Source organism: Caballeronia sp. LZ001, assembly GCF_031450875.1.
GTDB lineage: Bacteria > Pseudomonadota > Gammaproteobacteria > Burkholderiales > Burkholderiaceae > Caballeronia.
In genome coordinates, this window is record NZ_JARTVX010000004.1 from 5,194,108 (window position 1) to 5,219,901 (window position 25,794).

The 25,794-nt window shown below is 59.5% G+C and carries 33 protein-coding genes; 30 read left to right on the forward strand and 3 right to left on the reverse strand.

The features are described 5' to 3' along the window. Positions 1-366: 366 nt before the first annotated feature. From P9292_RS35415 to P9292_RS35425, 3 genes are read right to left on the reverse strand one after another with little or no spacing between them, the layout of a single operon-like run. Positions 367-708, reverse strand: coding sequence for a hypothetical protein (locus tag P9292_RS35415; protein WP_309842913.1), 342 nt, complete (start codon positions 706-708; stop codon positions 367-369). Between the two features lie 10 nt (positions 709-718). Beyond that, positions 719-1,771, reverse strand: a complete 1,053-nt coding sequence (locus P9292_RS35420) for a phage portal protein (protein WP_309963758.1) — start codon at positions 1,769-1,771, stop codon at positions 719-721. After that, positions 1,771-3,555 carry a terminase large subunit domain-containing protein gene (locus P9292_RS35425; RefSeq protein WP_309963761.1) on the reverse strand — a complete coding sequence of 595 codons (1,785 nt, stop codon included), beginning with the start codon at positions 3,553-3,555 and terminating at the stop codon, positions 1,771-1,773. The genes P9292_RS35420 and P9292_RS35425 overlap by 1 nt, the downstream gene beginning before the upstream one ends. A 141-nt stretch (positions 3,556-3,696) precedes the next feature. Here P9292_RS35425 and P9292_RS35430 point away from each other — a divergent pair, with 141 nt between their 5' ends. The 30 genes from P9292_RS35430 to istB all read left to right on the forward strand — a co-directional run bounded on the left by P9292_RS35430 (position 3,697) and on the right by istB (position 25,773). Beyond that, a complete protein-coding gene (locus P9292_RS35430; RefSeq protein WP_309960401.1) occupies positions 3,697-4,599 on the forward strand; it encodes a GPO family capsid scaffolding protein in 903 nt (300 codons plus the stop codon). 51 nt (positions 4,600-4,650) lie between these two features. Further along, complete coding sequence (locus P9292_RS35435) at positions 4,651-5,679, forward strand: phage major capsid protein, P2 family (RefSeq protein ID WP_309851517.1); 1,029 nt, start codon at positions 4,651-4,653, stop codon at positions 5,677-5,679. A gap of 7 nt (positions 5,680-5,686) precedes the next feature. Then, on the forward strand, positions 5,687-6,358 hold the full coding sequence (gpM, locus tag P9292_RS35440) for a phage terminase small subunit (protein WP_309958544.1): 672 nt from the start codon (positions 5,687-5,689) through the stop codon (positions 6,356-6,358). A gap of 111 nt (positions 6,359-6,469) precedes the next feature. Then, positions 6,470-6,967 carry a head completion/stabilization protein gene (locus P9292_RS35445; protein ID WP_309960404.1) on the forward strand — a complete coding sequence of 166 codons (498 nt, stop codon included), beginning with the start codon at positions 6,470-6,472 and terminating at the stop codon, positions 6,965-6,967. Next, a complete protein-coding gene (locus tag P9292_RS35450) occupies positions 6,967-7,173 on the forward strand; it encodes a tail protein X (RefSeq protein WP_309960405.1) in 207 nt (68 codons plus the stop codon). Before P9292_RS35445 ends, P9292_RS35450 begins: the two co-directional genes overlap by 1 nt. A gap of 15 nt (positions 7,174-7,188) precedes the next feature. After that, positions 7,189-7,533 carry a putative holin gene (locus tag P9292_RS35455; protein WP_309851682.1) on the forward strand — a complete coding sequence of 115 codons (345 nt, stop codon included), beginning with the start codon at positions 7,189-7,191 and terminating at the stop codon, positions 7,531-7,533. 1 nt (position 7,534) lies between these two features. Beyond that, on the forward strand, positions 7,535-7,807 hold the full coding sequence (locus P9292_RS35460) for a phage holin family protein (protein WP_309958542.1): 273 nt from the start codon (positions 7,535-7,537) through the stop codon (positions 7,805-7,807). Next, the gene (locus tag P9292_RS35465; RefSeq protein WP_309958541.1) at positions 7,804-8,637 is read left to right on the forward strand and encodes an N-acetylmuramidase family protein; all 834 of its coding nucleotides are present in this window, start codon (positions 7,804-7,806) and stop codon (positions 8,635-8,637) included. Before P9292_RS35460 ends, P9292_RS35465 begins: the two co-directional genes overlap by 4 nt. Then, the gene (locus tag P9292_RS35470) at positions 8,634-9,074 is read left to right on the forward strand and encodes a protein lysB (protein WP_309958765.1); all 441 of its coding nucleotides are present in this window, start codon (positions 8,634-8,636) and stop codon (positions 9,072-9,074) included. The genes P9292_RS35465 and P9292_RS35470 overlap by 4 nt, the downstream gene beginning before the upstream one ends. Next, positions 8,962-9,213, forward strand: a complete 252-nt coding sequence (gene lysC, locus P9292_RS35475; protein WP_309958756.1) for an Rz1-like lysis system protein LysC — start codon at positions 8,962-8,964, stop codon at positions 9,211-9,213. The genes P9292_RS35470 and lysC overlap by 113 nt, the downstream gene beginning before the upstream one ends. After that, entirely contained in the window at positions 9,197-9,628 is a 432-nt protein-coding gene (locus P9292_RS35480; protein WP_409015134.1) for a phage tail protein, read from the forward strand. The genes lysC and P9292_RS35480 overlap by 17 nt, the downstream gene beginning before the upstream one ends. 50 nt (positions 9,629-9,678) lie before the next feature. Then, positions 9,679-9,924, forward strand: coding sequence for a hypothetical protein (locus P9292_RS35485; protein ID WP_309958540.1), 246 nt, complete (start codon positions 9,679-9,681; stop codon positions 9,922-9,924). A 6-nt stretch (positions 9,925-9,930) separates the two neighbouring features. Continuing rightward, positions 9,931-10,413, forward strand: a complete 483-nt coding sequence (locus P9292_RS35490; protein WP_309958539.1) for a phage virion morphogenesis protein — start codon at positions 9,931-9,933, stop codon at positions 10,411-10,413. Positions 10,414-10,480: 67 nt separating this feature from the next. Beyond that, on the forward strand, positions 10,481-11,326 hold the full coding sequence (locus P9292_RS35495) for a phage baseplate assembly protein V (protein WP_309960406.1): 846 nt from the start codon (positions 10,481-10,483) through the stop codon (positions 11,324-11,326). Continuing rightward, positions 11,323-11,679, forward strand: a complete 357-nt coding sequence (locus tag P9292_RS35500) for a GPW/gp25 family protein (protein ID WP_309960407.1) — start codon at positions 11,323-11,325, stop codon at positions 11,677-11,679. Before P9292_RS35495 ends, P9292_RS35500 begins: the two co-directional genes overlap by 4 nt. Beyond that, positions 11,676-12,590 (forward strand): baseplate J/gp47 family protein, encoded by a 915-nt coding sequence (locus P9292_RS35505; protein ID WP_309960408.1) that lies wholly within the window; start codon positions 11,676-11,678, stop codon positions 12,588-12,590. Before P9292_RS35500 ends, P9292_RS35505 begins: the two co-directional genes overlap by 4 nt. Further along, a complete protein-coding gene (locus P9292_RS35510) occupies positions 12,583-13,122 on the forward strand; it encodes a phage tail protein I (protein ID WP_309960410.1) in 540 nt (179 codons plus the stop codon). Before P9292_RS35505 ends, P9292_RS35510 begins: the two co-directional genes overlap by 8 nt. An 18-nt stretch (positions 13,123-13,140) precedes the next feature. After that, the gene (locus tag P9292_RS43355; RefSeq protein ID WP_409015172.1) at positions 13,141-14,577 is read left to right on the forward strand and encodes a hypothetical protein; all 1,437 of its coding nucleotides are present in this window, start codon (positions 13,141-13,143) and stop codon (positions 14,575-14,577) included. Between the two features lie 92 nt (positions 14,578-14,669). After that, positions 14,670-15,119, forward strand: coding sequence for a phage tail assembly chaperone (locus tag P9292_RS35520; protein ID WP_309958534.1), 450 nt, complete (start codon positions 14,670-14,672; stop codon positions 15,117-15,119). Between the two features lie 22 nt (positions 15,120-15,141). Continuing rightward, positions 15,142-15,474, forward strand: a complete 333-nt coding sequence (locus tag P9292_RS35525) for a hypothetical protein (RefSeq protein WP_309851336.1) — start codon at positions 15,142-15,144, stop codon at positions 15,472-15,474. A 47-nt stretch (positions 15,475-15,521) separates the two neighbouring features. Further along, on the forward strand, positions 15,522-16,694 hold the full coding sequence (locus P9292_RS35530) for a phage tail sheath protein (protein ID WP_309960412.1): 1,173 nt from the start codon (positions 15,522-15,524) through the stop codon (positions 16,692-16,694). 64 nt (positions 16,695-16,758) lie between these two features. Then, complete coding sequence (locus P9292_RS35535) at positions 16,759-17,268, forward strand: phage major tail tube protein (protein ID WP_309851341.1); 510 nt, start codon at positions 16,759-16,761, stop codon at positions 17,266-17,268. Between the two features lie 53 nt (positions 17,269-17,321). Next, entirely contained in the window at positions 17,322-17,651 is a 330-nt protein-coding gene (locus P9292_RS35540) for a phage tail assembly protein (RefSeq protein WP_309958532.1), read from the forward strand. A gap of 50 nt (positions 17,652-17,701) precedes the next feature. Continuing rightward, positions 17,702-17,773 (forward strand): GpE family phage tail protein, encoded by a 72-nt coding sequence (locus P9292_RS43360; RefSeq protein ID WP_409015387.1) that lies wholly within the window; start codon positions 17,702-17,704, stop codon positions 17,771-17,773. Between the two features lie 38 nt (positions 17,774-17,811). Continuing rightward, positions 17,812-20,394, forward strand: coding sequence for a hypothetical protein (locus P9292_RS35550; protein WP_409015147.1), 2,583 nt, complete (start codon positions 17,812-17,814; stop codon positions 20,392-20,394). Between the two features lie 16 nt (positions 20,395-20,410). Next, entirely contained in the window at positions 20,411-20,818 is a 408-nt protein-coding gene (locus P9292_RS35555) for a phage tail protein (protein ID WP_250481381.1), read from the forward strand. Positions 20,819-20,820: 2 nt separating this feature from the next. Continuing rightward, the gene (locus P9292_RS35560) at positions 20,821-21,876 is read left to right on the forward strand and encodes a phage late control D family protein (protein WP_309958530.1); all 1,056 of its coding nucleotides are present in this window, start codon (positions 20,821-20,823) and stop codon (positions 21,874-21,876) included. 165 nt (positions 21,877-22,041) lie between these two features. After that, positions 22,042-22,791, forward strand: a complete 750-nt coding sequence (locus tag P9292_RS35565; RefSeq protein WP_309958529.1) for a methyltransferase domain-containing protein — start codon at positions 22,042-22,044, stop codon at positions 22,789-22,791. 664 nt (positions 22,792-23,455) lie between these two features. Beyond that, the gene (istA, locus tag P9292_RS35570) at positions 23,456-24,982 is read left to right on the forward strand and encodes an IS21 family transposase (RefSeq protein ID WP_309957873.1); all 1,527 of its coding nucleotides are present in this window, start codon (positions 23,456-23,458) and stop codon (positions 24,980-24,982) included. A gap of 2 nt (positions 24,983-24,984) precedes the next feature. After that, positions 24,985-25,773: an IS21-like element helper ATPase IstB gene (gene istB / locus P9292_RS35575; RefSeq protein WP_309957871.1), complete on the forward strand. Its 789-nt coding sequence runs from the start codon at positions 24,985-24,987 to the stop codon at positions 25,771-25,773. Positions 25,774-25,794 lie beyond the last annotated feature (21 nt).

The window sequence follows — 25,794 nt, forward strand, 5'->3', positions numbered from 1 at the left end:
ACGAATCGATAATTGCGTGACAAGTCGATTTGGCCTGCTGCGCGTAACGTGGCGAGCAGCACTTCGCGCAGTCGATCCTAAACACCGCTTCCTGCCAGTCGCGTCGGCGGCGCCAACAAGTCACGGCAGAGCCGCGGCTCATTCCGGGGGATCGCGCCAACTCAGCCCTGTGCGCAACACAAACACAATGTCGTTCACGTTGCATGACCGGGTACCGGCTTGCGACCAGAGTACTTCTCGCGATGAGCTTTCGGCTGGAGCAGTAACGGTTCGAGTTGGCGCATAATCTGTCGTCAATGATTGGCTTGTCTATCCCTTGGTCTCGTCGTCATGGAGGCAGGATGTCTGTAAAGTTAGCAGAGTCCTTCACTTCTTTTTTAAACCGCCTCTGAAAGTCATCCGCGGAGCCACTTCCGATATCGGAATCAGCTCCAACGAGCCCTTGTTCCCGTTGCTGTCGCGACTGGCCGAATGCACGGACAAATGACGGAAGTTGCCAAGCTTCTTGCTCTCGCGCAACGGCTGACAGATTGCGTCCACATCCTCTGGATCGACCGATGGATCATCCAGGTACAGGATGAAACCGGCATGTGAACCATTGGCGTGGTAGCGACGGCGGAACAGCGTCGCGGACTCGTTCAGTCCCGCCGTGTTCATGCCGATGGCGACCGGTTCGGCGTATTCGAATTGCGTTTTCAAACTGCTCATGTCTTTGCTCCTAGACGTGACTAGGTGATGCAGCGGGTGGCACAGCGTAGTCCTCGAACCGCACAATCTCCTCGTCGGCCCATTCGTTGATCGCCAAGAATTTTTGCTGTAACGGTCGGATTTCGTTGTAGCCAAACACGCGTGCAGCAGTGTCGGCCGCACCGAATCCGCCGGTGTTGCTCGGCACGATACCGATCAGTTGCGGTGGTACGCGGTGGGCGGCGAGACTGTCGTCGCGCGTGATATTTTTGATGTTAAAGAATTCATCCTTGGCGGCCACTTCCGATATCGGAATTAACTCGAGTGAGCCCTTGTTCCCGTTGCCGTCGCGACTGGCCGAATGCACGAACAAATTTCGGAAGTTGCCAAGGTTCTTCGTCTCGCGCAACTGCTGACGAATTGCGTCCACATCCTCTGGATCGACCGATGGATCATTCAGGTACAGGATGAAACCGGCATGTGAACCATTGGCGTAGTAGCGACGGCGGAACAGCGTCGCGGACTCGTTGAGCCACGCCGCTTGAAGTGACGCGATGTACTCAGGCAGCCCGTACACCTCCTGGTTCACATCGGGCTCGGCGAGCTGAAACACTGAACCACGCTCGAAGGTATGGGCGACCTGGTATCCGTCGATCAGCGCAACGTGCTCCAGATCCGTCATCCGGCGCGTGTATTTCGCGACGGTCGGCCGGTAGTTGAGTGCCTTGCCTAACAAATTGGTTTCGCGTTCGAGGTAGGCATCGCCAAAGGTCAGATAATCCAGCGCCAAGCGGCTGAACGATTCGCGCGAAAACCTCTTATGCGGGATGAACGTCGAGGCGAGTACGTTGCGCTTGAAGTACAGGGCGGAGGCGTGATGGGTGCCCGCGCGAAGCGATTTCGCCAGTCCAGTTCGACAAATGGGCGGCTCGAAAAAGCCGTTGATCGTCCACAGTTCGCGATAGTCGAAGATGTCGGGCGCTTCAAGCGCGGTGGCGGCGTCGCCAAACTCGAATGTGGTAATTGAGCTGAGTGTGTCGCGCGCTGCAATTTCGCTGGCGCTGCTGATCGAGGTGACGAGCATTAATAGAACTCCACAGTGCTGCGAGCGCGGGTCGCGCCTTCAAGCGGTTCGTTGTCGAGCGCATGCATGCAGGCCCAGGCCAAATCTGCATGGCCGATCTCCTGGCTGCGTGCGGCGGTGTAGGTGAGTTTGCTGCCGCTTGGGGTCATCGATCGGCGAATCGACATGAATGACTGCACCAGGTCCGTGTAGCTGGCGTCGAATTCGAGTCGTGCGTTTGTGATGACCGACTGCGCCTTCAAAATCAGTCGCGTCTTGAGTTCGGGCGAATATTGCAATGCGTAGGTGCGCGGGAAGAACTGCTGAACCAGACGATATAGCCCGTAACCGACGCCGGTTGCGTCGACCGTGATCTTGGTGACGTTATAGCGCCGGGTGATCTCGCGCACGTATTGCGCCTGTGTCTCGAAGTCCTCGCCGCGCCAGCGGTGACGTTCGAGCACGCGGAACTTGCCGCCCGGTTGGGTGGGTGGTGCGATCACCACGCATCCGGCGGCGTCCCCTTCGCTCGACAGTGCGGGGTCATAGCCGATCCAGACGGGTCGCACGCCAAACGGACGCGCCTCAAGCGGCTTCACATCGGTCCACGCTTCCCAGCTATCGACCATGCAGCGTTTCATTGCGTCGAACGGGAACACTGAGGCCGTGTCGTCGACGAATTCACACATATACAGGTTGGCGAAGTCAGCTGGGCTATTGCTGTTGCGTTGCTCGTCGATATCGATTTTGTCAAAGCCTGCGGCGACGGCGTCCTCCACCGTAACGATCTGCCTCCATTGGCCATCTGGACATGTCAGACCACGTGCAAGCGACGTATGCGAGACATCGATTTCAACGCGTTGATCGGCTGCGCGCCCCTTGTTATAGTGCGCGCCCGTCCAGAATGAATACGCCTCGTGTGTCGTCGTCGATGGCGTCGAGAAGTGCGTCATGCGCAAGTGCTTGTGCGTTGCCATGCCTTGCGCCACCTTGTTAAGCGTCGCGAAATTGCCGACCCAAAAATACTCGTCGAAGTACAGATCGCCGTTATAGCTCTGTGCGGTGCGCGAGCTCGTACCAAGAAAAATCAGTTCCGCGCTGTTGGGCAGAATGATCGGATCGCCCGTCAATTCCACTTCGGCCGCTTTCCAGGCGAACTTCTGGATGTAGCTTTTGAACACGTGAGCCTGCGCGCGGCTGGCCGACAGAAAAATCTGGTTATAGCCCGTCTCAAGCGCGCGCTCGAGCGCTTCCATCGCGAAATAAAATGTCGCACCGATCTGCCGCGACTTCAGGATGTTGCGGCGACGCATCGCGCGGTTCATGTACCAGATGCGTTGATGGCCGATTAGCCAATCCTTCACGGCATCGATGAGCTTTTGGCGCTGCTCGTCGCTCATCGCGTTGCGTTTGGACCTGCGTGTCGGTGATCGCGGGGCGGCGGTTTCTTCATGTCCAACCTGGGCAGAAGCGCGTGCGCTGCGTGCCTGAATCTTGCACATTCGCTCGATCTCGCGGCCGAGCAGATCGATTTCCTTGAAGTCTTTGGGGTCCTTGTTCTCCTTGGTGATGAGCACGCGCATGCGCTGGTCAAGCGCGTCGCTGATCTTGTCGACGGGCGTCGCTTGATCCCACTTCCCCCGTTGCTTCCATGTCTCGACAGTCGAGCGCTTGTGCCCGATGTGTTCGGCAATGGCCGTGATCGTCCAGCCCGACCAGAACAGGTCGCGTGCGGCGCGGCGAACGGCTAGTTCGACAACTTGTGATCGGTCGGGGAACGCGGAAAACGGGTTTGCGGTGGTCATGTGTCGAGCGTATCGCGCGCGGGAGCGCAGGCGTGAGCCCTTGAATTTGTGCTGAGGCTCACGCGCCACGCGGCGCATTGAAGTGCGCTCGCGGCTCACGCACCATGCAACGACACCGGACTGGATCAGGGAGGAAACACGATGCCGTTGAATTGGAAGCGCGTGGCGACGCAAGGCGCGACGACGGACGGGCGCGAAATCACGCGTCAGCAGATTGAAGACATGGCGAGCACGTACGACCCGAAAACGAAGATCGGCGCACGCGTGTTCTGCGAGCACATTCGTGGCATGGCGCCCGATAGCCCATTCCGTGCATTCGGCGATGTGCGCGCGTTGAAGGCCGAAGCGGTAGAGGACGGCAAGTTGGCGTTGTTCGCGCAGATCGATCCGACGGACGATCTAAAAGCGATGGCGAAGAGCCGTCAGAAAATCTATTCGAGCGTCGAAATCGATACGAACTTTGGCGGCTCTGGCAAGGCATATCTGGTGGGTCTGGGCGTGACCGACAGTCCGGCCAGCTTCGGCACCGACGTGTTGACGTTCGCTCAGCAGCATCCCGATCACTTTCGGTCGAAGAAACAGCGTCCCGAAAACGTGTTCTCGGCGAGTGTCGAGATCGACACGGACTTCGGCGAGGCCGACCAAGCGGGTAATGCGAGCGGTGCGAGCGGTGCGCCTGATCCGGTGACGTTCTTCGGCAACGTGCTCGCCAAGCTCGGTTTCAGCGCGCAATCGAGCGGCGGCGCTCAGGTGGGCGACGCAGTGTCGCCATCCAACTCTCCAGCCAACTCGCCAGCAGCGGGCTCGGGGAAGGGCGCACCGCAGACGTTCACGGCCGAGCAACTCGCCCAAGCGTTCCATCAGGCTCAGCGTGAGGCGCAGGGCGAAGCGGCAGACAAAGCCGTAACGGAACGCCTCGACCGATTCGAACAACAGTTCTCCGATTTCGTGAAGAAGATGGAATCGGTGCAGTTCAGTGCGCCGCGCCCGCCCGTCACCGGTGGTGGCGGCACCGGCGGCACTGGCGAATTGACCGACTGCTGATCGCGGCAGCCGCTTACCGAAGAACCCACGCATCGCACACAAGGAAACGATATGACACCGATTGCACGCGCCGCGATCGAAGCTTATTCGCAGCAGGTCGCACGATTGAGCGGCGTCGCTGACGCGGCAAAGAAGTTTGCCGTTACGCCGTCCGTCCAGCAAACGATCGAAAAACGCATTCAGGAGTCGGATGACTTTCTGAAGGGCATCAACATGATCGGCGTCACCGCGCAGAAAGGCGAGAAGTTGGGCCTGCTGATCGGCGCGACGATCGCGAGCACGACGGACACCACTCAGAAAGAGCGCGAGCCGATCGATCCGCACGACTTCGATCCGAACGGATATTTTGCGACGCAGACGAATTTCGATACGCAGATGCGTTACGACCTGCTCGATGCGTGGGCGCACCTCAACGGCTTTCAGGCGAAGCTGCGCGACATGCTGATTCGTCAGCAAGCGCTGGATCGCATTCGCATCGGCTTTAACGGCAAGTCGCGTGCGGCCACGTCGGACCGGTCGAAAAATCCGGTGTGCGAGGACGTGAATGTGGGCTGGCTTGAGAAATACCGTCTGTACGCGCCCCATCAGGTCATGAAAGACCAAATTGTGGTGGGCGGAAAGGACGCGCACTATCACACGCCCGACGCGCTCGTCTTCGAAGCGGTGAATTCGCTGGTCGCGCCGTGGCATGCGAGTAACCCCGATCTGGTGGTGTTGTGTGGCCGCGAAACGATGCTCGACCGCTACTTCGTCACGCTCAACGCGGACAATCGTCCGGTTGACCAGATCGCGGCCAACCTGATTGTGAGCCAGCAGCGCATGGGCGGCATTAAGGCCGTGCGTGCGCCGTTCATGCCGAGCGGCAAGCTGTTCATCACGCCGCAGAAAAATCTGTCGATTTACTGGCAGATTGGCGGCCGACGCCGCTCGATCATCGACAATCCGAAGCGCGACCGCTACGAGTTCTTCGAATCGAGCAACGAAGCGTACGTGGTCGAGGACTACAGCGCGGGCTGTCTGATCGACAACGTGAAGTTTGCGAGCAGCGAGACCAAGCCCGCTCAGAATCAGGCGGATTAAGCGCGCCATGGAACGAGACACGCCGATTTCCCGTCATCTGAAGCAGATCGCGGCGCTGCGCACGTCGAACGTATCGGTCAGCGCAGGTCGGCAACAGGCCCGCGCGCAAGACCTGATGCGCGCGAAACTCGCGGCCGATCAGATGCGCCTGAAGGATACGCGCTCGATGGCACGCAAGATCGAGATCAAGCGCGAAGTCTTGCCGGACTACGCCCCATACATCGCTCAAGCGCTGTCGAGCGACGAAGGCGGCCAAGACGATGTACTGGTGACGGTGATGGTCTGGATGATCGACGCCGGCGACTGGCGCGGCGCACTCGACGTTGCCGCCTATGCAATCCGTCATGGGTTGCAGATGCCCGCCACGTTCGAGCGCACGCTTGCGGCGACGGTGGCCGAAGGATTCGCCGACGCGCAGGGCGTCGACGCGGACATGCTCGCCGAAGTGATTGCGCTGGTTGCGCCGTTCGATATGGTCGACCAGATCAAGGCGAAGCTCAACAAGGCATACGGGCTGGCGATCGAGGCGAGCAACCCGGTGGCTGCACTCGATGCGTTGAGCGTCGCGTTCGAACTGAACAACCGGATTGGCGTGAAACGCGACATCGCTCGCATCGAGGCGGCGCTCGCGGCTCGAGCGCCATTATCCGATTCGGCGGGGAGCGAATCGGATGAGTAACGCGTCCCTCGCGACAGGGCGGCACGCGCGCCGAGCGGCAGGTATTGCACTTGGCCGAACGACGCGCGTCCACCGCCCACCCTACCGTCACCCTTGCACGACGAGGCGGCGATGAACGATTTCGTATCGGTCGCTCCGATTTCAGCGCACGCGGCCCATGATCCGAACCCGCCGCGCGTCGAGCCGATCCTCAAGGGCGACGGTTGGTACCCGGACATCGATCTACGAGACGTGCGGGTCGTCTTGCGCCTGGACGGCACGGTGACGGACGCGCGGCTTTTCGATGCGGTAGTCGAAGGCATCGCCCATGCGGCCGACGTCTTGCATGCGTGGCGCGTCAAATGTGAGGCAAGCGGGGCGGCCGATCTGGCGGCGACCCATCCTCGCCAGGTCGCAGGCGAAAGCGTCCAGGTGCGCCGCTATCGGCGCGCCGTGTACGGCTGGGCGCATGCGTTGGTGTTGGAGCGATATCGGGGCTACGACACATCACAGAGCGGAACGCGCCGCGTCGATGCCGTGGCGTTGTCGCCGGACGAGGCGCGCCGGGATGCCTATTGGGCCTTGGGCGATATCGTCGGGCGGCGCAGATTAACGGTCGAGGCGATTTGATGAAGGTGCGCTCGCAGCAGGGCGATACGGTCGATTTGTTGTGTTGGCGATTTTATGGTCGCACCAACGGCACGGTCGAGGCGGTGCTCGAAGCGAACCCGGGTCTTGCCGATCTGGGTCTGATGCTTCCTCTTGGCACGCTCGTGAGCATGCCCGAACTCGGTGAAGTCGCTAGCACGACGCCTTTATTGCAATTGTTCGATTGATTGAGGAACTGGCCCATGGCCGAGCCCAACACTACCACTGCGATGGCGCTGTCCGCTGTGATTGGACTTGCGAGCCTTGCACCGGGAATCGACGGCAATGCGCTGATCGGAGCATTCGCGGGCGCAGCGCTCGTTGTCGTGACATCGAAAGATATCGGTATCGTCCAGCGCGCGGCCTACATGATCATCTCGCTCATCATGGGTTATATGACTGCCCCGGAGATCATCGATTCGACGCCGGTGCGATCAAGCGGTGTCGCCGCTTTCTTCGCGGCTTCGTTGGTTATCACCGTGACGTTGCAGCTTATCGAGCGGGTCAAGAGCGTGGATCTGCTTGCGCTCCTCAAGCGGGGCAAGTGACATGAACCTCTCTTTTGCCAGCATCGCCTTGATGGCGCACGTCGTGGCGGCGCTGCGCATCGTGTTCTTCCGGCGCAACGGCGCTCGGCACCGAGCTCACGTCTCATGGCTTGCCTGGTCGCTCGTGAGCGTACTTGGATGTTCGGCAATCGAGCTGGCGCTGCATCCCCGGCACGTGGACTTCCTCGAAGCCGCGCGGTCGGTTTTGCTCGCGTTTTTTGTGTTCTGCGCGCGCGGCAACGTGGCGCGCCTTTTATGGAGTGGCGAACAATGAGGATCCTTCGATTTGGCTCGATGGGCGATGAGGTGGCGCTTTTGCAGCACCGATTGCTTCGCGCAGGTTTCGAGCTCGCGGTGACGCATGTATTTGATGAGTCTACCGAGACTGCCGTCAAAAAGTTACAAGCCGACGCGGGTCTCGTGATCGACGGCCTTGCAGGGCCGAAGACCATGCTTGCGCTTGCAACCGGAAAGCGAGATGCCAAGCATCTTGCTGATGCGGATATCGTTAAAGCGGCCGCCTCACTCGATGTTCCTGTCGAGTGCGTGCGTGCGGTGAACGAGGTCGAGTCTCGCGGCGAAGGCTTCCTTGCTGATGGCCGACCCGTCATCCTGTTCGAGCGCCACGTATTCTGGGAGCGGTTGGTGACCCACGGGATCGACCCCAATCCGCTCGCGGCTCGCTACCCGAACATTGTGTCGGAAACCCGTGGCGGCTATGAAGGCGGATCGGCGGAATATGTGCGGCTCGCGTGGGCTCAGATGCTCGCACCAGTCGCCGCCTGGGAGGCAACGAGCTGGGGCGCCTTCCAGGTCATGGGCGAACACTGGAAGCGACTCGATTATCAAAGCCCGCAAGAGTTCGTGTCGCGTATGGAGGCGAGCGAAAGGGAGCAGCTCGATGCATTCGTGCGTTTCGTTGCCGCTGACGCCAAGCTGCTCGCGGCGTTGAAATCGCGCCGCTGGGAGGCGTTTGCTGAAGGCTATAACGGCAAGGCGTACAAGGCGAACCTCTATGACGTGAAGCTTGCGCGCGCGTATGAGCGCTATGCGCCTACGCCTACGCTCGCGCCTAAGCCAACGCCAGCCGAAGCGACTGCATGAACTTTCTCGCGATCAAATTTAAGCTCGCTGTCTGCGCACTGCTCATTGCAGCGTCGGTCAGCGCCGTGCTTTATGTCCGAGCGTTGCGTGCGCAGCTCGGGGTGGAAAGTGGACTACTGCGCGCCGCGAGCCAGCGCATTGAAGATCGCGATAGGACCATTCGCGATCTTCAACGTGACGCTCTTGAAAAAGCGCGGCAGCAAGCGCAGCTCGACAGGGCGACGGCCGCTGCCGAGAAGACTATCTCGACGCAACGCCAAGCGATGAGGGAAGCCATCCATGACAGTCCGACCGTTCACGCTTGGGCCGACACTGCTTTGCCTGATGATGTTGTGCGCTTGTCAGCCAATCCAGCCTACACCGGCTCCGCAGATTTTAGTGCAGCAGTGCCAGACGATCACGCCGTGCGGTCTACCGGCGATGTCACCACGCACTAACGGCGAGTTACAGGACGCACTGACAACAGCGAAGGGCGCGTGGGCCACGTGCGCCGCGAAAGTCGATCTGATCGTCGAGTGTCAGGCTCGCGCGCAGACGCGGAACGCCGCGCAGAGCAAGGATGCAAAGCATGATTAAACCTGGCAGTTTGCGCGGGGCGCTCGCAGCCGCTATTCCGACGCTTGCTGAAAACCCGGACAAGCTGACGGTATTTATCGATCAAGGATCGATTGCCGCGACCGGCGCGAAGTCGAGCTCGTTCGAATACCGATACGTGCTCAATGTGCTAGTGCTTGATTACGCGGGCCAGGCAGACGACATATTCATCGCGGTGATTAATTGGGTCCGCGCGCATCAGCCTGACCTTGTAACGAACTGGGATCAGCGTGAAAGCGGCATCACTTACGAGATCGACATTCTTGGCAACAGCACCGCCGACGTGTCTATCAAGCTGCAACTCACCGAAAGTGTCGTCGTGACGGTTGAGAATGGCGCGCGAACAGTGACACATGTTGATGATTCACAATCCGCCCAGCAGCCTTGGGAAAGCTGAATTGAATCCGTCCGCTCGCTTCGTTGAAACATTCGATGTTGGAGCAAGTCATGTCCTCAAATACCTCAATGAATCGCATGGAACAAAGCGATGCGATCGCAAATCTGATCCGTCGCCAAGCTGTGGGCTATGTAGGCGATATCAGCGCATACGGTGAGTGGGTAAGGTTACTGAGCGAGACGCCGCCAGAGGTGGCCGCTTACGCACTATCTGTTGCGCTTGGCGGAAAAGCTTATCAGCAAGCGCCTCAAGGTCGACGATGCCGGGGGCGAACAGGTTGCTGTTTGAATGGTTAGCAGACGATGGACTCACAATCTCAACTCGATAGCCTGGAGACGTGGGCCAGCACGCTGCTTGCCAAGCTTGATCCCGCTGCTCGGCGCGCGGTGATGCGCGATATCGCCCGCGAGCTGCGCCGCAGCCAGCAAGCGCGCATCGCCGCGCAACGCAATCCGGACGGCAGTGCTTATGAACCCCGCAAGCCGCGCTTGAAGTCTGGAACAAAGAAGCTGCGCGGCAAGCGAGGCCGAATCAAGCGCTCGGCAATGTTCTCCAAGCTTCGCACGACGCGTTATATGCGCATTGAAGCCGATGCGAACGGGCTCGCCATCGGCTTCATCGGTCGCGTGGCGCGGATCGCGCGTGTGCATCAATTCGGTGAGACGGATCATGTCGCGCCCGGTGGCCCGGAGTATCGCTATCCCGCACGTGAGCTGCTTGGCTTCACCCGCGACGATCGCGAGTTGATCCGCGACATGCTGCTCAAACATATCTCACACGATTAGCATTTTCCTCGGCGGACAATTTTGTGTCCAGGCGCGAAACATCGGTGATTACTCGTCTCGCGCGCGCTTGCTTGGCAAGATTGGCGACATGCACGCCAATGAATTTCGCCGCCTTCTCATCAACCTGATCCGCCGAGGATCAGTGGCCGAGGTTGACCTCTCGACGAACCCGCCCAGCGTGCGGGTGTCGGTGGGCGACCCCGATGATGAGCATGCGCCTGGGCTCATGACGAACTGGTTGCCATTCGTCACCTTGCGCGCCGGTAAGACCCGTGCCTGGAATCCACCGAGCGTCGGCGAGCAAGTGATCCTGCTCTGTCCAATGGGCGATCTTGCGCAAGGTGTGGCTTGGGGCGGTGTCTTCTGTGATGCAGTGACGCCGCCGAGTCGCAGTCCCGACGTTCACGCGATCGCCTACCCCGATGGCGCGCTCGTGCAATACGACCACGCCAAGCATTCACTCTCAGTCCGTCTTCCGGACGGCGCATCGGTGAACCTGAGCGCGCCTGGCGCCGTCGTCGTCGAAAGCAAAGCGGTCACCGTTCGCAGCGATGATGCGACGCTGGACGCGAAGCACATTTTGCTCGACGGCGATGTCGTGGTCAGCAGATCAATGACGGTCGTAGGCGCATTTGCATTCCAGTCCGGTATGAGCGGACAGGGTGGAGGCGGGAGCGGTGGCCATGCGATGCGCATTGACGGCGGTGCTCACTTCTCGAAGGACGTGACGGCGGCCGGTGTGAGTGTGGAAAGCCATCTGCATCGTGCCCAAGGCTCTAATGCGCCGACGAGTAAGCCGATCAAGGGCGCGAACTTCAGAGGCATGAATGCGGCCGCTGGAGGAAGGGTCGGAAAGTCGGCAATACGCCGACGGGCGAGCCGACGAACGAGCCGACTGAGGAGGACCGTATGAAAGGCATGAACGCACTCAACGGCCGTTGGATCTCCGGCCTCGATCATCTCTACCAGTCGATCGGCAAGATCGTTTCGACGCCGCTTGCCTCGTGCATCAAGCGTCGCGACTTCGGCTCCGAATTGACCGATCTGATCGACGCACCGGCCAACGGCGCGATGCGAACTCGCCTGTATGCGGCCGTTGCGACTGCGCTGATGCGCTGGGAGCCGCGTCTCACGTTGACTCGGGTGCTGCTTGTCGCCGACGAGGCCGCGCAAGGGGTGCTTTATCTTGAAATTGAGGGCTGGACCGGTGTGAGCGGCACGCCCGTGCGTGCGCGCGTTGACGTCTTGAGTGGAAAAGTAGCATGAGCGCAACACCTATCGATCTTTCTAAGCTCCCGTCGCCAGACATCATCGAGACGATCGATTTCGACACCTTGTTGTCGACTTTGAAAGCGAAATTCGTCTCGCTGCATGCCAAGGAGGAACAGGCGGAGATATCGGAGACACTCAAGCTCGAATCGGAGCCGATTGTGCGCTTGTTGCAGCTGCTGGCCTATCGCGAAATGACGCTGCGCCAGCGCGTGAACGATGCCGCGCGCCGAATCATGCTCGCGTATGCGATCGATGCAGACCTGGATCATCTGGCCGCGCTCGTCGGCATTAAACGGCAGACGATCACGCCGGCGAACGCCGAGAAGGGGACCAAGGCCAAGATGGAGGGCAATGCCGATCTGCGTGCGCGGGTGCAGCTCGCGCCACAGCGTTTCTCCGTGGCAGGTCCCGAAGGCGCTTATATCTCGCTTGCGCGCAACGCGCACGCTCATGTGCTCGACGCGACCGCCATCAGTCCCGCGCCGTGTGAGGTGCTCGTCACGATCCTGTCTCGCTTGGATGATGGCGCGGCCGAAGCGAGCTTGATTGATGCCGTCGCCGCCGCGTTGAGTGCGAGCGACGTGCGACCGCTCACCGATAAGGTCACGGTCAAGTCAGCTGAAGTCATCAAATATGAGGTGCGCGCGAGGTTGACTTTCTTCTCCGGCCCCGATCGCGCGGTCGCGCTTGAAGAGGCCAACAAAGCCATGAAAGGCTACGCCGAGCAGATGCACCGGCTTGGGATGGAAGTCACGCTCGATGGAATCTATGCGGCCGCACGCGCACCGGGCGTTCAGAAGGTCGTGCTTGAGCAGCCGCTCCAAAGTATCAAAGCGTCCAAGACGCAAGCGCCTTATTGCACCAGCATCGAACTGATCGACGACGGGGTGTACATCCTTGAATAGATTGCTTCCGCCCAATGCGACTCGGCTCGAACGCCGGTTTGCCGATACGAGCGCATCTATTGACGACATTCCGACGCCGCTTGCCACGCTCATCGATCCTGATGCGATTCGTCTCGATCTCCTGCCGTGGCTCGCGTGGCAGTTGGGCGTTGATACGTGGAAAGGGTATTGGCCCGAACACGTGAAACGCGCGCGTGTGAAGCAGGCTATACCCGTAGCGCGTCGCAAGGGGACGGCCGCCGCGGTGCGCGAGGTGGTTGCAGCCTTCGGTGGCAACCTCATCCTGCGCGAGTGGTTCGAGCTCCAGCCGGAGGGCAGGCCAGGCACGTTCGAAATCCTGATGACCGTCAGCGGTCATGAGGGCAAGGTGCCGAGCGCCGAGTATGTAGCCGACATCCGTGCAGAGATCGACCGCACCAAGCCCCTGCGGGCGCACTACACGTTCAAGCAGGGATTTTCGAAGCAGGTTCAGCAACCGATCGGCGCTGCGGCGCGCGTGGCAGTGTACCGCCGACTCAATTTATGTGAATAACGAATCGACTAGCAGACGATGGCAAATCTTCTCACCCTAACCGATGCTGGCCGCGCGGCGCTCGTTGCACCGAATAAGGACGGTACGAATGCGCACAAGATTGTCGAGATCGGTCTTGCGACCGCGGCATTCGAGTCGAGCAAGGCGCTTAAGTCGCTGCCGAACGAGCTCAAGCGCATCATCACCTTCGGCGGCACGAACGTGGCCCCCGACACGATTCACGCGACGCTTACGGACGATAGCGAAGACCAATATTCGCTTTACGGTTTTGGGCTGTATCTCGAAGACGGCACGCTGCTAGCCGCGTACGGGCAGGACACGCCGATCATGGAAAAGTCGCCCGCTGCCTTGCTGTTGCTCTCGTGTGACATGCAGTTCGCGGCGATCGATGCTACGCAGTTGGTCTTTGGCGAAACGTCGTTCCTCAATCCGCCGGCGACCACGGAACGGCAAGGCGTGGTGGAGCTTGCCACCAGTGCTGAGACCGTCGCGGGCACGGATACTCGCCGCGCGGCGACACCGGCCGGTGTTCAAGCGGCGATCGGTCACGCCATCGTTGACAAATCCAATCGTGGGCACCACCACGCAATTCTCGAGATTGACGGGTTGCAGGCCGCGCTAGACGGCAAATATTCGACTACGGGCGGACCGGTAGGCGGCGATGTTCGTCTGAAGTCTGCGGGCTCTCCCTATAGTCCGGCGCTCTTATTCGATGCGAACGGCTTCTCGCCTTTTGTACGTTCGAACGCGACGCAACGGCAACTCGAATTCGTCAATAGCGCGAATCGCGCGATTAACGCGACCTTGTCCGACAGCGGCGTGCTGTCTTTGCCGCGCGCGCGCCCGACATGGGCGGGTGTCACGCCCTGGGACACTGGCAATCTGCCCAATCCCTTGACGACGAACGGAGGCTCGATCAACGGGCCACTGTATTCGAATCAGCGTGTGCAAGGCGCTGATCTTGTGTCTTTGGGCTATGTCTACGCAGGCGGTGGGCACGCCTCTCTCGCCAGCGACGGCAACCTCTCCGGCGGTGTTTGGGGTGGATGGCTGTCCAACTGGCTGAACACTCAATTCGCTGCGCGTGATAACGGCATCAACGCACGCGCGCCGATCCGAAATGGCAACGGCGGGTATGGCTATGTCGTGAGTGATACCGCCCACAAGGTAACGCTTAACTGGGGCGCCAATGTCGACATGTATGTCGATACCACCTACATCGGCGCGATCCTTACGCACACTAATTTCGGCAACTGGGCTGCGCCCCGCACGATCCTTGATCCAGGCGGCGTCGGCTCGTTTTGCCTTCGCACCTCGCGTCCCGGCTATATCTCGCCGACTCAACCCTCTGATGGCGGCTTTGCCGCGTACTCGGGGAACTGGCGTCGGCAGGATCAGTGCAAGGTCGGTGGCAACCATTCGCTGTATGTCTACCTCTGGCAACGCATCAGCTAATCATGAAGATTCCAATCCTTTTCGACACCAATGCCAACCGTCATGCCGCGCATTCAGCTCGCAGCACCAGCGCGATATTGCACGAAGCGCCGGTGATCCGCGATCCGTATGAGATCGGCACCGTCACGAACCCTCAATGGATGGATCCCGAGCAAAAGCAATGCATCCGCTGCACTGTGACGTTCCCCAATCATCCGATGGGCATCACGGAACCACAGGTCTTCTTTGCTATGCCCACTGATGTTGAAGCGCACGGTCGGGCGTTATTCGCCCGATTGGTCGCGGGCGAGTTCGGTCCAATTGCGAGTTACGTGGAGGATATGGAAGTCATCGCAGCCCAAGCGCGCGAGCAACGCAACGAACGGCTCGCCGCGACACAGTGGCTAGTCGATCGGCATCGTGACGAGCAAGACGCGGGCGTGCCGACGACGTTGGATGCTTCCACTTTCAAAGCGCTCGTCGTCTATCGCCAGGCGCTTCGCGCAGTCACCGCTCAACCCGGTTTCCCGAAGCACATCGAGTGGCCGGTGTCACCCCTGTAAATCTCTCATTTGGAATCCACATATGCCGCTGAAAAAAAACGTTGAAATCGCCTCGATCGGTGTCCCCGCATCGTTTCATGTTGTCCGCCGAGTGACTGTTGATCTGCAGTTGAAGCAGAGCATCGTCGAGGTCGCAAGCTTCTACAACCGCGAGGTCGCGCAACAAGGCGCGCAGTCCATCGGTATCGCTACCGTTCAGGTGGAGGGCGTGCCTGGTAAGGGCGAAGACCTGACTCGGTTTGCCGAGCGAGTGCTGATCGAGCCGCCCCCCGAGCGCATCGACCCGTCCGCGCTCCCGCCCAATCGGTTCGTGTTCAGCGACGCCGATGTGGTGCCTGACATCACAGTACCGTAAGCCTCATCTCCCGTATTTACTCACCCTCATCATCGGAGTTTCGCACCATGCCAACCTACTATCACCACGGCGTTCGTGTTATCGAAATCAATCAGGGCACGCGACCCATTCGCACCGTGGCCACCGCTGTGATCGGCGTGGTGTGCACGGCAGACGATGCGGACGAAAACGCCTTTCCTTTGAATACACCGGTTCTGCTCACGAACGTCGTCGACGCGCTAGGTAAAGCTGGAAAGAAGGGCACGCTCTCTACCACGCTTCGCGCCATCGGCGCGCAGACGAAGGCCCTTACTGTTGTCGTGCGGGTGGCCGAAGGTAAGGACCAGGACGAGACGGTCGGCAATGTGATCGGGACCGTGACGAGCGACGGCCGCTACACCGGCATGAAAGCTTTTCTCGCCGCAAACGCGAAGCTTCATGTCACGCCGCGCATTATCGGTGTGCCGGGACTGGACCGGCCGGAAGTCGCCGCCGCCATGCTGCCGATTGCGCAATCGTTGCGCGCGATGACGTATGCGTTCGCTTGGGGGTGCAAGACCAAGGAGGAGGTCGCCGCGTATCGAGACCAATTCGGCCAGCGCGAGATCATGCTCCTTTGGCCTAACTTCATCGCCTGGGATAGCGATGCGAAGAAAAACGTCGAGGTTCCGTCAGTGGCGTACGCATTAGGTCTGCGTGCGAAGATCGACGAGCAAATCGGTTGGCACAAGACGCTCTCGAACGTCGCCGTCAATGGCGTGGTGGGCATCTCGGCTGACGTCTCGTGGGGTCTGCAAGATCCGGCTACCGACGCGGGTTATCTCAATGAAAAAGGCGTCACGACGCTCATCAACAAGGACGGCTTCCGGTTCTGGGGCTCGCGTACCTGCTCCAGCGATCCGCTCTTTGCGTTCGAGAACTCGACGCGCACCGCACAGGTGCTCGCCGATTCGATCGCGGAAGCACAAATGCCCGTCGTCGACGGGCCGCTTCATCCGTCGTTGCCGCGCGACATCATCGAGACGATCAACGGCAAATTCAGGGCGTGGATTTCTCAAGGCTATCTGATCGGCGGCTCGGCCTGGTTCGATCCTGCCCCCAACACAACCGACACGTTGAAGTCTGGGCAGTCGTTCATCGACTACGACTATACGCCCGTGCCGCCGCTTGAAAACCTTGTGCTGCGTCAGCGCATCACCGACCGGTATCTCGCAGACTTCGCCTCGCGCGTGAGCGCGTAACGATTTGCCTTAACCGTTGGCGTCACCGTGACCAGCTGCGTGACCCCTTCAAGGAGCTAAAAACATGGGTATGCCTCGCAAACTCAAAGGATTCAACCTGTTTCACAACGGCGAAAGCTTTATCGGGCAAGTTGCCGAGGTTACGCTGCCCAAGCTCACCCGCAAGATGGAGGACTATCAGGGCGCAGGCATGAGCGGGCCGATCAAGATTGATTTCGGTCAAGAGGGCATCCAGATGGAATGGACGTGCGGCGGCTTGATGCGTCCTGTACTCGCCCAGTATGGCGTGACCACGCACGATGGCGTGTTGCTGCGCTTTTCTGGCGGCTACCAGTCCGAAGACGCAACCAGTGTCGATTCAGTCGAAATTGTCATCAAGGGTCGGCATAGCGAGATCGAGATGGGCACAGCGAAGGCCAAAGACGACACCGCGTTCAAGGTCACGACCGTCGCGAGTTATTACAAGCTGACGATCAACGGGCAAGAGCTCATCGAGATCGACTTCATCAACTCGATCGAAAAGATCAACGGCAAGGATCTATTGGCCGCGCTTCGCAAAGCGATCGGCATTTGAGCTGGGGCGCAGCGCTCACAATTCCTTCACCACTTTGACTGACAGAAACGAATATGGAAACCAATCAAATCGATAACGAACCGAAGGCCGATGCAAACACGCACACGCTCGACACGCCATTGGTGCGCGGCGAGCAGACCATCACCACTGTCACGCTGCGAAAACCCAAGTCGGGCGAGTTGCGCGGCGTGTCGCTGTCCGACCTCGTGAACCTCGATGTCGCCGCGCTCTCGAAGGTGCTGCCGCGCATCAGCATGCCTACGCTCACCGAGCACGATGTCGCCAACATCGATCCCGCTGATCTGGTCGAGTTAGGAGGCATCTTTGCGGGTTTTTTGATGTCGAAGGCCGTCAAATCGAAACTGGAATCCCTGAAAGGGTAGAAGATGCGATGGCCGACATCGCCGTGGTCTTTGGCTGGACGCCTGCGGTAATGGATGACTTTGGTCTAGTGGAGCTGATGGCGTGGCGCGAGCGGGCGCGGCAACGTAGCGGGAGCGAATAGCGGTGGACAACGCATTGAAACTTCGGGTCATGTTCGACATGGTGGACAAGATCACCAAGCCCTTGAAGACCATGCTCGCAGGCAACAAAGCGCTCGCCTCATCGCTCAAAGAAACGCGTGCGCAGTTAACCCAATTGAGCAACACGCAGAAGAACATCGCCGCGTTTCGCGAGCTTTCCGGTAGCGTTGCCAAGACGACGGCTGAAATGAAGTCCGCTCACGCCACCGTGGGAGAACTCACACGCGCGCTGCATGCATCGGGGCCGCCGTCGAAAGCCATGATTGCTGATTTCGAGCGGGCCAAGCAGGCCGCCGTGACGCTCACCGCCAAGCATAGTCAGCAGGTCGCGAAGTTGGGCGAGTTGCGAACGAAGCTATCGGACGCGGGTGTCGCGACATCGAGCCTGGCTCGGCACGAGCGCGAACTCAAGACGAGCATCGACGCGACTAAGGAATCGATCGCGCAACAGCACAAGCAACTCGAACAGCTTGCGGAGCGCGAGAAGCGCATCGCGGCCGCCCGCACAAAGATGCAAGCCATGCAGGGCGTCGGGGCCAACATGGCCATCGGCGGCTATGCGGCCAAGAGCACCGGCACGCACATTCTGGGCGGCCTGGGTGAGACGCTCGGCGAGGCCAAGAAGGTCCAGAATGAGATCGCACGAATTCAGGCTCTGGGCTTGGGCGAGCACGCCACGCAGGACGCCGTAAAGTTCGCACGCGGCATGAAGGTGTACGGCGCGAGCACCTCCGACAATATGACCATGATGCGCGACTCGATGTCGGTCTTTGCCGATTCACACCATGCAAAGGTTGCAACACCAATCCTGTCGAAGATGAAGTTTGCGAACGACGCCGTGTACGGTGGAGAGCATGCCGAAGACAATGAGCGCAAGTTCATGAACATGCTCAAGGTGATCGAACTGCGAGGCGGGACGAAGGACCAAGCGACGTTCCTGGATGAGGCCAACCGCGTTCAGAAAGTGATATCGGCGACCGGCGGCCGGGTCGGCGGTGATCAGTGGATGGAGTTCATTCAGCGCGGCGGCGTGGCCGCCAAGTCGCTTTCCAAAGACGCGTTCTTCTATCAGATGGAGCCGCTTATTCAGGAGATGCGCGGCAGCGCCGGTAAGGGCCTCATGTCGGGCTACCAGAACCTGATCGAGGGGCGCACGACCGTACGCGCCGCGCGCAAGCTGATGAATCTCGGACTGCTCGATTCCAAAAAAGTCGAATACGACAAGAACGGCCACGTCAAGGCATTCGCCGATGGAGCGCTGCTCAATTCGGAACAGTTCAAGTCCTCGCCCTATGAGTGGATGAAGGAGACGTTGCTACCAGCGCTTGCGAAGAAAGGGATCACCGACGAGAAAGCGATCGTCAGCACGATCGGCTCGATGTTCACGAACTCGACCGCCTCGAACTTGTTCACCACGATGTTCTTGCAACGCAATCAGATTGCAAAGAACGAGCGCCAGAACAAGGTGGCGGCGGACATTGATACGCTGAGCGGCATTGCGCAGGAGCAAACGAGCGGCAAAGAGCTTGCCGCAATGGCCAAGCTGCGTGACCTCAAAAATGAGATTGGTCAGCGCGTCACGCCGCTCTATAACGCGGGGCTCGACAAAACGCGCTCGCTAGCCGAACGGTTGCTCACCGTGGTCAAAGCGCATCCGGGCGCGGCGAAGGCCGTCATTACCGTGTTAGCGGTATTCGCCGCGCTACTTGCCGTGTGCGGGACGTTGACGATTGCTTTGGCGGCCATCCTTGGGCCGCTCGCGTTGCTGCGTTTTAGCATGGCGGTGCTCGGCATGAAGGGCGGTCTCTTGACGCGAGGGCTGGGGCTTGCCGTCGGCGCGTTTCGGATGTTTGGCTCTGCCGCCATGTTCGCCGGGCGAGCGCTGCTGATGAGCCCGATCGGGCTTGCGATCACGGCCCTCGTCGCTGTGATCGCCCTGGCTGCGTACGCCATCTACACGCACTGGGACACGATCAAATCCGGTGCGTCATCGCTCTGGGAGCATATGCGATCGACGTTTGCCGGGGGCGTGGCATGGCTCAAAGCACTCCCCGCTTCGATGGCGACGATCGGGACGAACATCATCTCTGGCCTGGTGAGCGGCATTACGAGCAGTATGGGGTCGGTCAAGGATGCAATCATGAACGTGGCGAGCTCGACCGTCGGCTGGTTCAAGGCAAAGCTCGGCATCCACAGCCCAAGTCGCGTCTTCAGCGCACTGGGCCACTTCGTCGGAGAGGGCGCGGCGCTCGGCATCGACCGCGCTCAGGAGCGTGTCGCACGCGCGGCCATCGGCCTGGCGGCAGTCGCGGCAAGCTCGTTCGCTGCGCCTGCGATCGCGGCAGTGCCGCAGCTCACCAAGTCTATTGAGCCTACCGTCGCGCTGACACGTCCGCGCGTGCCAATCGACACGCGCGGACCATTGGCGGCGACGGCAGCGGGTAGTGCAGCAAGGAACGCTACCGATGCGGTCACGATCAACATCTATCCGCAGCCGGGCATGGACGCGCAAGCCATCGCGCGAGCCGTTGCGGCTGAGCTCGATCGCCGTGAACGCGCGAAGCAGTCGCGCTTGGGCTCAAGCCTGCGGGATAAAGCGTAAGCACGAGGGAGCCGCCATGATGATGTCGCTGGGACAGTTCGTCTTTAGTCTCAAAACCGCGCCGCTCAAGGAATTGCAACGCCAGCGCAACTGGAAGCATCGAACCAGCTCGCGCATTGGCGTGCGTGATGCAAGTCAGTACGTGGGCGTCGGTGACGACACGATCACGCTCAATGGCATGATCGCGCAAGACAATTCAATTGGCGCTATCGCCTCGCTGGGCGAGCTCGCGAAGATGGGGGACACGGGCGAGGCGTATGTGCTTGTTGACGGCGCGGGCACCGTGTATGGCGCGTTCATCATCGAGAGCTTGAATGAGACCGCGAGCTATCACACGCGTGATGGTGTTGCTCGCAAGATCGAGTTCAATTTGTTGATCAAGCGTGTCGACGACGATGCGTTAGCGAATGCGCAAGGTTCCTGAGCATGACCGTGCACGCACGCTTACAACCGCAAGCCGACTATCGCATCACGCTCGATGGTCGTGATCTGTCGCGCCTGATCGCGCCCAAGCTCATCAGTCTGACGCTCTCGGAGTCGCGCGCCGAAGAATCCGACACGCTTGATCTCGTCATCGACGATTCCAAAAACACATTTGCCATACCGAAACGTGGTGCAAACATTCGCGTGGCGATCGGGTGGGTTGGGGAGTCGCTTGTTGACAAAGGAGTCTTCACGGTCGATGAAATCGAGCACAGCGGCGCACCCGATCTCATCACGATTCGCGCACGATCAGCCTCGATGACCCATGCCATGCACGAGCGGCGCGAACAAAGCTGGCATGGCCAGACACTCGGCGCGATCGTGCGCACCATTGCATCACGACATTCGCTAAAAGCCGCGGTGAGTGAGGTGCTCGCCTCGGTCGCGATTGCCCATATCGATCAGACCCATGAGAGCGATATGTCGTTTCTCACGCGGCTTGCCCGGCGCTTCGACGCAGTAATGAACGTCAAGGATCTGCATTTGCTCTTCATGCCGATCGGCACCGGCAAGACGGCGAGCGGGCGGGCGCTTGCCGAGGTGAGACTCACGCGGAAGGACGGCGATAGCCATCGCTACCACGTCGCACAGCGCGAGAGCTATTCTGCCGTGCGGGCGCATTGGCATTCCAACGGCGCAGGTAAACGGCGGTCCGTTGTGATCGGCGGAGAAAACAATCGCAATGTGAAAGTGCTGCCCGAAGACTACGCGAGCGAAGCCGAGGCACGAGCAGCAGCGAAGGCGGAATATGCGCGGGTGCAGCGCAGTCAGGCCACGATGGATTACACATTGGCGCACGGCCGCGCGGAGGTGTTTCCTGAACTGCCAGTGACGATCAAAGGCTTTAAACCTGAAATTGACGACACGCTTTGGCTTGTCAAAAGGGTGGTGCACACGCTCACGGGCGACGCGGGCTTTACGAGCGCACTCGAGTTAGAGGTACGAGATGACCCTACAACAGCCAAGCACCGATCTCATTTTCGCAAGCGCGCTTCTTGAGCGAGGAAGTTCGCTTGCAGGGACCTTCGGCGGTTACAGCGTGCGTTCATATCGCGGACGTCCCGGCTGCTTTCGATTTTTTGCTTTTTTCAGACAAGGTCATATTGTTGAAAGCAAGGCTGAAATGGTATCTTCATACGTTTCTCATCCGAATTACGAGGCGAAATGGAACCGGGTTTCAGCTTTGACCGTTTAGACATGACGAGGTATATGGAAATTGTGCTTGCCTACTTGGCAGAGCACTCTCGTGGAAACGAGCGAATACTTGATATTCCGGCCGGGTGCGGCGTCTTTGGATCCACACTCGAAGAGCTAGGACATCAGGTCGTTAAAGCAGACATCAACGGTTGGCCAGGATCTACTCGCGCAAACATGGAGGCTCCTCTGCCATGGTCTAACGGAGAGTTCGATGTCGTGACGTGCCTCGAAGGGATCGAGCATGTAGTCAACTCGATAGGTCTGATGCGGGAATTGGTTAGAGTGACAGCGCCGCAAGGCCGGATAATTATTTCGACACCAAACATCGCTAACCTTTATTCTCGTTTTCAGTTTCTTTTTACAGGTACGTTCTTTCAATTCGGCGCGAACAACATGCGTCAAAGCAATGGGACGTTGCTCGACCGTGGCCATATCAGTCCATATACGCCTCTTCACTTGATCTACTTCTTTGGTTCCATGGGATGTAGACTCACTGAAATACGTGTCGACCGATCTAAACGAAAGGTGCTCATACCGCTCTACCTAACGATGAAGCCGTTTTCGTATCTTTGGACGAGTCGCATTGTCAAAGGGACGCCGCCGGGTACATATCCGGGGGTCAGCTCACTGACCAAACTTCTGAACGGCTACAAACTCATGTTTGGTCGCTCGCAGATCCTCGTCTTCGAAAAGACGGCTGAGGCTGCAAGCGCATGATATGTCATCGGTGACTCGCCTTTCCGGACGATTCGACGCGATGATGAATGTGAAGGATCTGCATTTGTTGTTCACCCAAATCAGCCCGAAATAAAAGGCAAGCGACTGCACGCTTACCCAAGTCAATCTCACGCGACGCGAAGGTGGCAGCCATCGCTATCATATCGCGCAGCGCGAAAGCTACGCTGGGGTGCGTACACACGGGCATCACAACCGCGCGGGCAAGCGTCAGTCCGTTGTGATCGGGGGCAAAAGCGATCGCAATCTGAAGGTGCTACCCGAAGACTACGCGAATGAAGTGGAAGCATGGGCGGCAGCGGCCGAATTTGCGCGTGTGCCAGCGCACTCAGCGGGTCAGCCTTGTCAATACTTTCTGTCCAAAATTTTTACACTAGTTGCGATTGCGAAAGTACGCCGGTGCGGCCGAGAATAGTTTCCCGGAACGCCTGTGAACTTTCGCCGTTAAGGAGCCAAACCGTTTTCGGCATAAAGGCGCCAGGGAGTTTTCGGCGTTTAGGCGCCGCAAGTTTTTCGGCATATAGGCGCCAGTAGATTTTCGCCGTAAAGGCGCCACTGGCGTCTGAGTCGGGCGCTCGAACTTCACCAACCGCTACTCTGCCGGCACGCATTTGCTCCGGAGGGTGGCTTGAAGAGGAAGTTCGAGATGTACCAATATCGACAGGTTCTGGTGCGAATGCGCCAGGGTGACTCCGACCGGGATATCGACCGGTCGAAGATCATGGGCCGTAAGAAGCTGGCAGCCGTGCGGGAGATCGCAACCGAGCGCGGGTGGCTTTCTCCGGACAACGCTCTGCCGGATGACGCGCAGCTTGCTACAGCGTTCAGCCACAAGGAGTTCCTGCCCGCGAGCTGTATCTCGTCGGCCGAACCGTGGCGCGAACAGATTGCCCAGTGGCACGACGCGGGCGTCCCCGGCACGACGATTCACAGCGCGCTGGTGCGCAACCACGGCTACACGGGAAGCTACTCATCCGTCTACAGGCTACTTCAGCAATTGAAGGCGGAGCTCACGCCGGATGTTCCGATGCGGCTTGAGTTCAAACCCGCAGAAGCCGCGCAAGTTGATTTCGGCGCAGGTCCGACCATCACCGATGCACACACCGGTGAGGTCCACAAGACGTGGTTCTTCGTGATGACGTTGTGCTGGTCGCGGCATCAATACGTTGAGTTTGTCCGCGATCAGAGCGTCGACACATGGTTGCTATGTCACCGTCACGCCTTCGAGTGGTTCAATGGCGTAGTGGGCCGCGTCATCATCGATAACCCCAAGTGTGCCATCGTCAAGGCCTGCATCTACGAACCCGAAGTCCAGCGCGCTTACGCGCAATGCGCCGAAGGGTATTCGTTCAAGGTCGATCCGTGTCCGCCGAGGGACCCGGCTAAAAAAGGAATTGTCGAGTCGGGCGTCAAATACGTGAAGTCGAGTTTCCTTCCTCTTCGCGAATTCCGTGACCTTGACGACGCCAACCGGCAAGCGCGAGCCTGGGTGATGCACGAGGCCAGCACCCGGACGCATGGCACGACGCGCGAAGTGCCGCTCAAGCGTTTCGAGGATGTCGAACAGGCGCTGTTGCAGCCGCTTCCCGATGTGCCGCCCGAGCTGGCAACCTGGGCGCGCGTGAAGGTTCATCGCGACGCCCATGTGCAATTCGAGCGCGCCTACTATTCTGTGCCGTTCCGGCTTGCCGGTAAAGATCTGTGGCTCAAGGCGACCGCCACCATGGTGCAGCTCTACTACGAGCACGAACTGTCGGCATCGCATGTCCGCCAGACTACGCCAGGAACGCGTATCACTGTGGCCGATCACATGCCGCCAGCAGCACAGGCCTGGCAAATGCACGACACCCAATGGTGTCTGAGAGAAGCACAACGTATCGGGCCGTCATGCTACGCGCTTGTTCACACGCTCTTCGGCGATCAGGTTCTCATCAAGCTGCGCGCCGTCCAGGGCGTGCTGCGCTTCGCTCAGCAGTTCGGCGCATCGCGCCTGGAGGCGGCCTGCCGTCGCGCGAATCACTTCGGCACGCCGAGCTACAAAGCCGTCAAGCTGATCTTGCAGAAAGGCCTCGATCAGACCTGGCTGTCGATTGAACCTGTTGAGTCAGGCTCGACCACCTACACCCACGGCGGCCGCTTCTGCCGCGATACCCAGACTCTCCTGATCCATTGAACATGAATCCAATTCCCGAACTCACGTCTTCTCTTAAGCAATTGCGACTGTCCGGCATCCTCGACACGCTCGAAGCACGCAACCGTGAAGCCATCGACCGTAAGCTCGCCTATACCGATTTCCTGACGTTGCTTATCCAGGACGAGATCGCACGGCGCGATCATCGAAAGCTCGACGCCCGCATGCGCCGCGCGAACTTCCGTGGACAGAAGACACTGGAAGGTTTCGACTTCGACCGGCTACCCAATCTTAATCGCGCCGTCGTCCATGATCTCGCGACCTGTCGCTTCATCGATGAGAAGGTCAGCGTGCTGATCGCCGGTCCTTGCGGAACAGGCAAAAGCCATCTGGCGCAGGCACTGGGCCACTCCGCCGCCCGGCAAGGTCACGATGTCCTGTTCATGACTCAGACTCGGCTTCTCAGCACGCTACGCAACGCGCAAGCCGTGGGCTCCTACGAACGGCGATTCCAGGCGCTTGCCAAGGTGCCGTTGCTCATCATTGACGACTTTGGACTGAAACCCATGCGCACGCCCGAAGACGAAGACTTCCACGATCTGATTGCCGAGAGGTACGAGCGTACATCGACTGTCTTAACAAGTAATTTGGATTTTACGGAATGGGGCGACGCGTTCGCGACCAACAAAATGCTCGGCGCTGCAACGCTTGATCGCTTGCGACACGCGGCATACCGCGTCGTGCTCGACGGCGAGAGCTACCGTGTTCCACGCCCGATGCCCGAGAGCAACAAATCAGCACTTGCGAAAGGAGGTAAAAACAAGGATTCTTGATCCCCGTTCGAGCCCCGAATC

What these genes read in the sequence shown, in the direction of transcription:
- P9292_RS35415 (WP_309842913.1), bottom strand. Translation starts at nt 708, where the DNA reads ATGAGCAGTTTGAAAACGCAATTCGAATACGCCGAACCGGTCGCCATC.
- P9292_RS35420 (WP_309963758.1), bottom strand. Translation starts at nt 1,771, where the DNA reads ATGCTCGTCACCTCGATCAGCAGCGCCAGCGAAATTGCAGCGCGCGAC.
- P9292_RS35425 (WP_309963761.1), bottom strand. Translation starts at nt 3,555, where the DNA reads ATGACCACCGCAAACCCGTTTTCCGCGTTCCCCGACCGATCACAAGTT.
- P9292_RS35430 (WP_309960401.1), top strand. Translation starts at nt 3,697, where the DNA reads ATGCCGTTGAATTGGAAGCGCGTGGCGACGCAAGGCGCGACGACGGAC.
- P9292_RS35435 (WP_309851517.1), top strand. Translation starts at nt 4,651, where the DNA reads ATGACACCGATTGCACGCGCCGCGATCGAAGCTTATTCGCAGCAGGTC.
- gpM (WP_309958544.1), top strand. Translation starts at nt 5,687, where the DNA reads ATGGAACGAGACACGCCGATTTCCCGTCATCTGAAGCAGATCGCGGCG.
- P9292_RS35445 (WP_309960404.1), top strand. Translation starts at nt 6,470, where the DNA reads ATGAACGATTTCGTATCGGTCGCTCCGATTTCAGCGCACGCGGCCCAT.
- P9292_RS35450 (WP_309960405.1), top strand. Translation starts at nt 6,967, where the DNA reads ATGAAGGTGCGCTCGCAGCAGGGCGATACGGTCGATTTGTTGTGTTGG.
- P9292_RS35455 (WP_309851682.1), top strand. Translation starts at nt 7,189, where the DNA reads ATGGCCGAGCCCAACACTACCACTGCGATGGCGCTGTCCGCTGTGATT.
- P9292_RS35460 (WP_309958542.1), top strand. Translation starts at nt 7,535, where the DNA reads ATGAACCTCTCTTTTGCCAGCATCGCCTTGATGGCGCACGTCGTGGCG.
- P9292_RS35465 (WP_309958541.1), top strand. Translation starts at nt 7,804, where the DNA reads ATGAGGATCCTTCGATTTGGCTCGATGGGCGATGAGGTGGCGCTTTTG.
- P9292_RS35470 (WP_309958765.1), top strand. Translation starts at nt 8,634, where the DNA reads ATGAACTTTCTCGCGATCAAATTTAAGCTCGCTGTCTGCGCACTGCTC.
- lysC (WP_309958756.1), top strand. Translation starts at nt 8,962, where the DNA reads ATGATGTTGTGCGCTTGTCAGCCAATCCAGCCTACACCGGCTCCGCAG.
- P9292_RS35480 (WP_409015134.1), top strand. Translation starts at nt 9,197, where the DNA reads ATGCAAAGCATGATTAAACCTGGCAGTTTGCGCGGGGCGCTCGCAGCC.
- P9292_RS35485 (WP_309958540.1), top strand. Translation starts at nt 9,679, where the DNA reads ATGTCCTCAAATACCTCAATGAATCGCATGGAACAAAGCGATGCGATC.
- P9292_RS35490 (WP_309958539.1), top strand. Translation starts at nt 9,931, where the DNA reads ATGGACTCACAATCTCAACTCGATAGCCTGGAGACGTGGGCCAGCACG.
- P9292_RS35500 (WP_309960407.1), top strand. Translation starts at nt 11,323, where the DNA reads ATGAAAGGCATGAACGCACTCAACGGCCGTTGGATCTCCGGCCTCGAT.
- P9292_RS35505 (WP_309960408.1), top strand. Translation starts at nt 11,676, where the DNA reads ATGAGCGCAACACCTATCGATCTTTCTAAGCTCCCGTCGCCAGACATC.
- P9292_RS43355 (WP_409015172.1), top strand. Translation starts at nt 13,141, where the DNA reads ATGGCAAATCTTCTCACCCTAACCGATGCTGGCCGCGCGGCGCTCGTT.
- P9292_RS35525 (WP_309851336.1), top strand. Translation starts at nt 15,142, where the DNA reads ATGCCGCTGAAAAAAAACGTTGAAATCGCCTCGATCGGTGTCCCCGCA.
- P9292_RS35530 (WP_309960412.1), top strand. Translation starts at nt 15,522, where the DNA reads ATGCCAACCTACTATCACCACGGCGTTCGTGTTATCGAAATCAATCAG.
- P9292_RS35535 (WP_309851341.1), top strand. Translation starts at nt 16,759, where the DNA reads ATGGGTATGCCTCGCAAACTCAAAGGATTCAACCTGTTTCACAACGGC.
- P9292_RS35540 (WP_309958532.1), top strand. Translation starts at nt 17,322, where the DNA reads ATGGAAACCAATCAAATCGATAACGAACCGAAGGCCGATGCAAACACG.
- P9292_RS35550 (WP_409015147.1), top strand. Translation starts at nt 17,812, where the DNA reads ATGGTGGACAAGATCACCAAGCCCTTGAAGACCATGCTCGCAGGCAAC.
- P9292_RS35555 (WP_250481381.1), top strand. Translation starts at nt 20,411, where the DNA reads ATGATGATGTCGCTGGGACAGTTCGTCTTTAGTCTCAAAACCGCGCCG.
- P9292_RS35560 (WP_309958530.1), top strand. Translation starts at nt 20,821, where the DNA reads ATGACCGTGCACGCACGCTTACAACCGCAAGCCGACTATCGCATCACG.
- P9292_RS35565 (WP_309958529.1), top strand. Translation starts at nt 22,042, where the DNA reads ATGGAACCGGGTTTCAGCTTTGACCGTTTAGACATGACGAGGTATATG.
- istA (WP_309957873.1), top strand. Translation starts at nt 23,456, where the DNA reads ATGTACCAATATCGACAGGTTCTGGTGCGAATGCGCCAGGGTGACTCC.
- istB (WP_309957871.1), top strand. Translation starts at nt 24,985, where the DNA reads ATGAATCCAATTCCCGAACTCACGTCTTCTCTTAAGCAATTGCGACTG.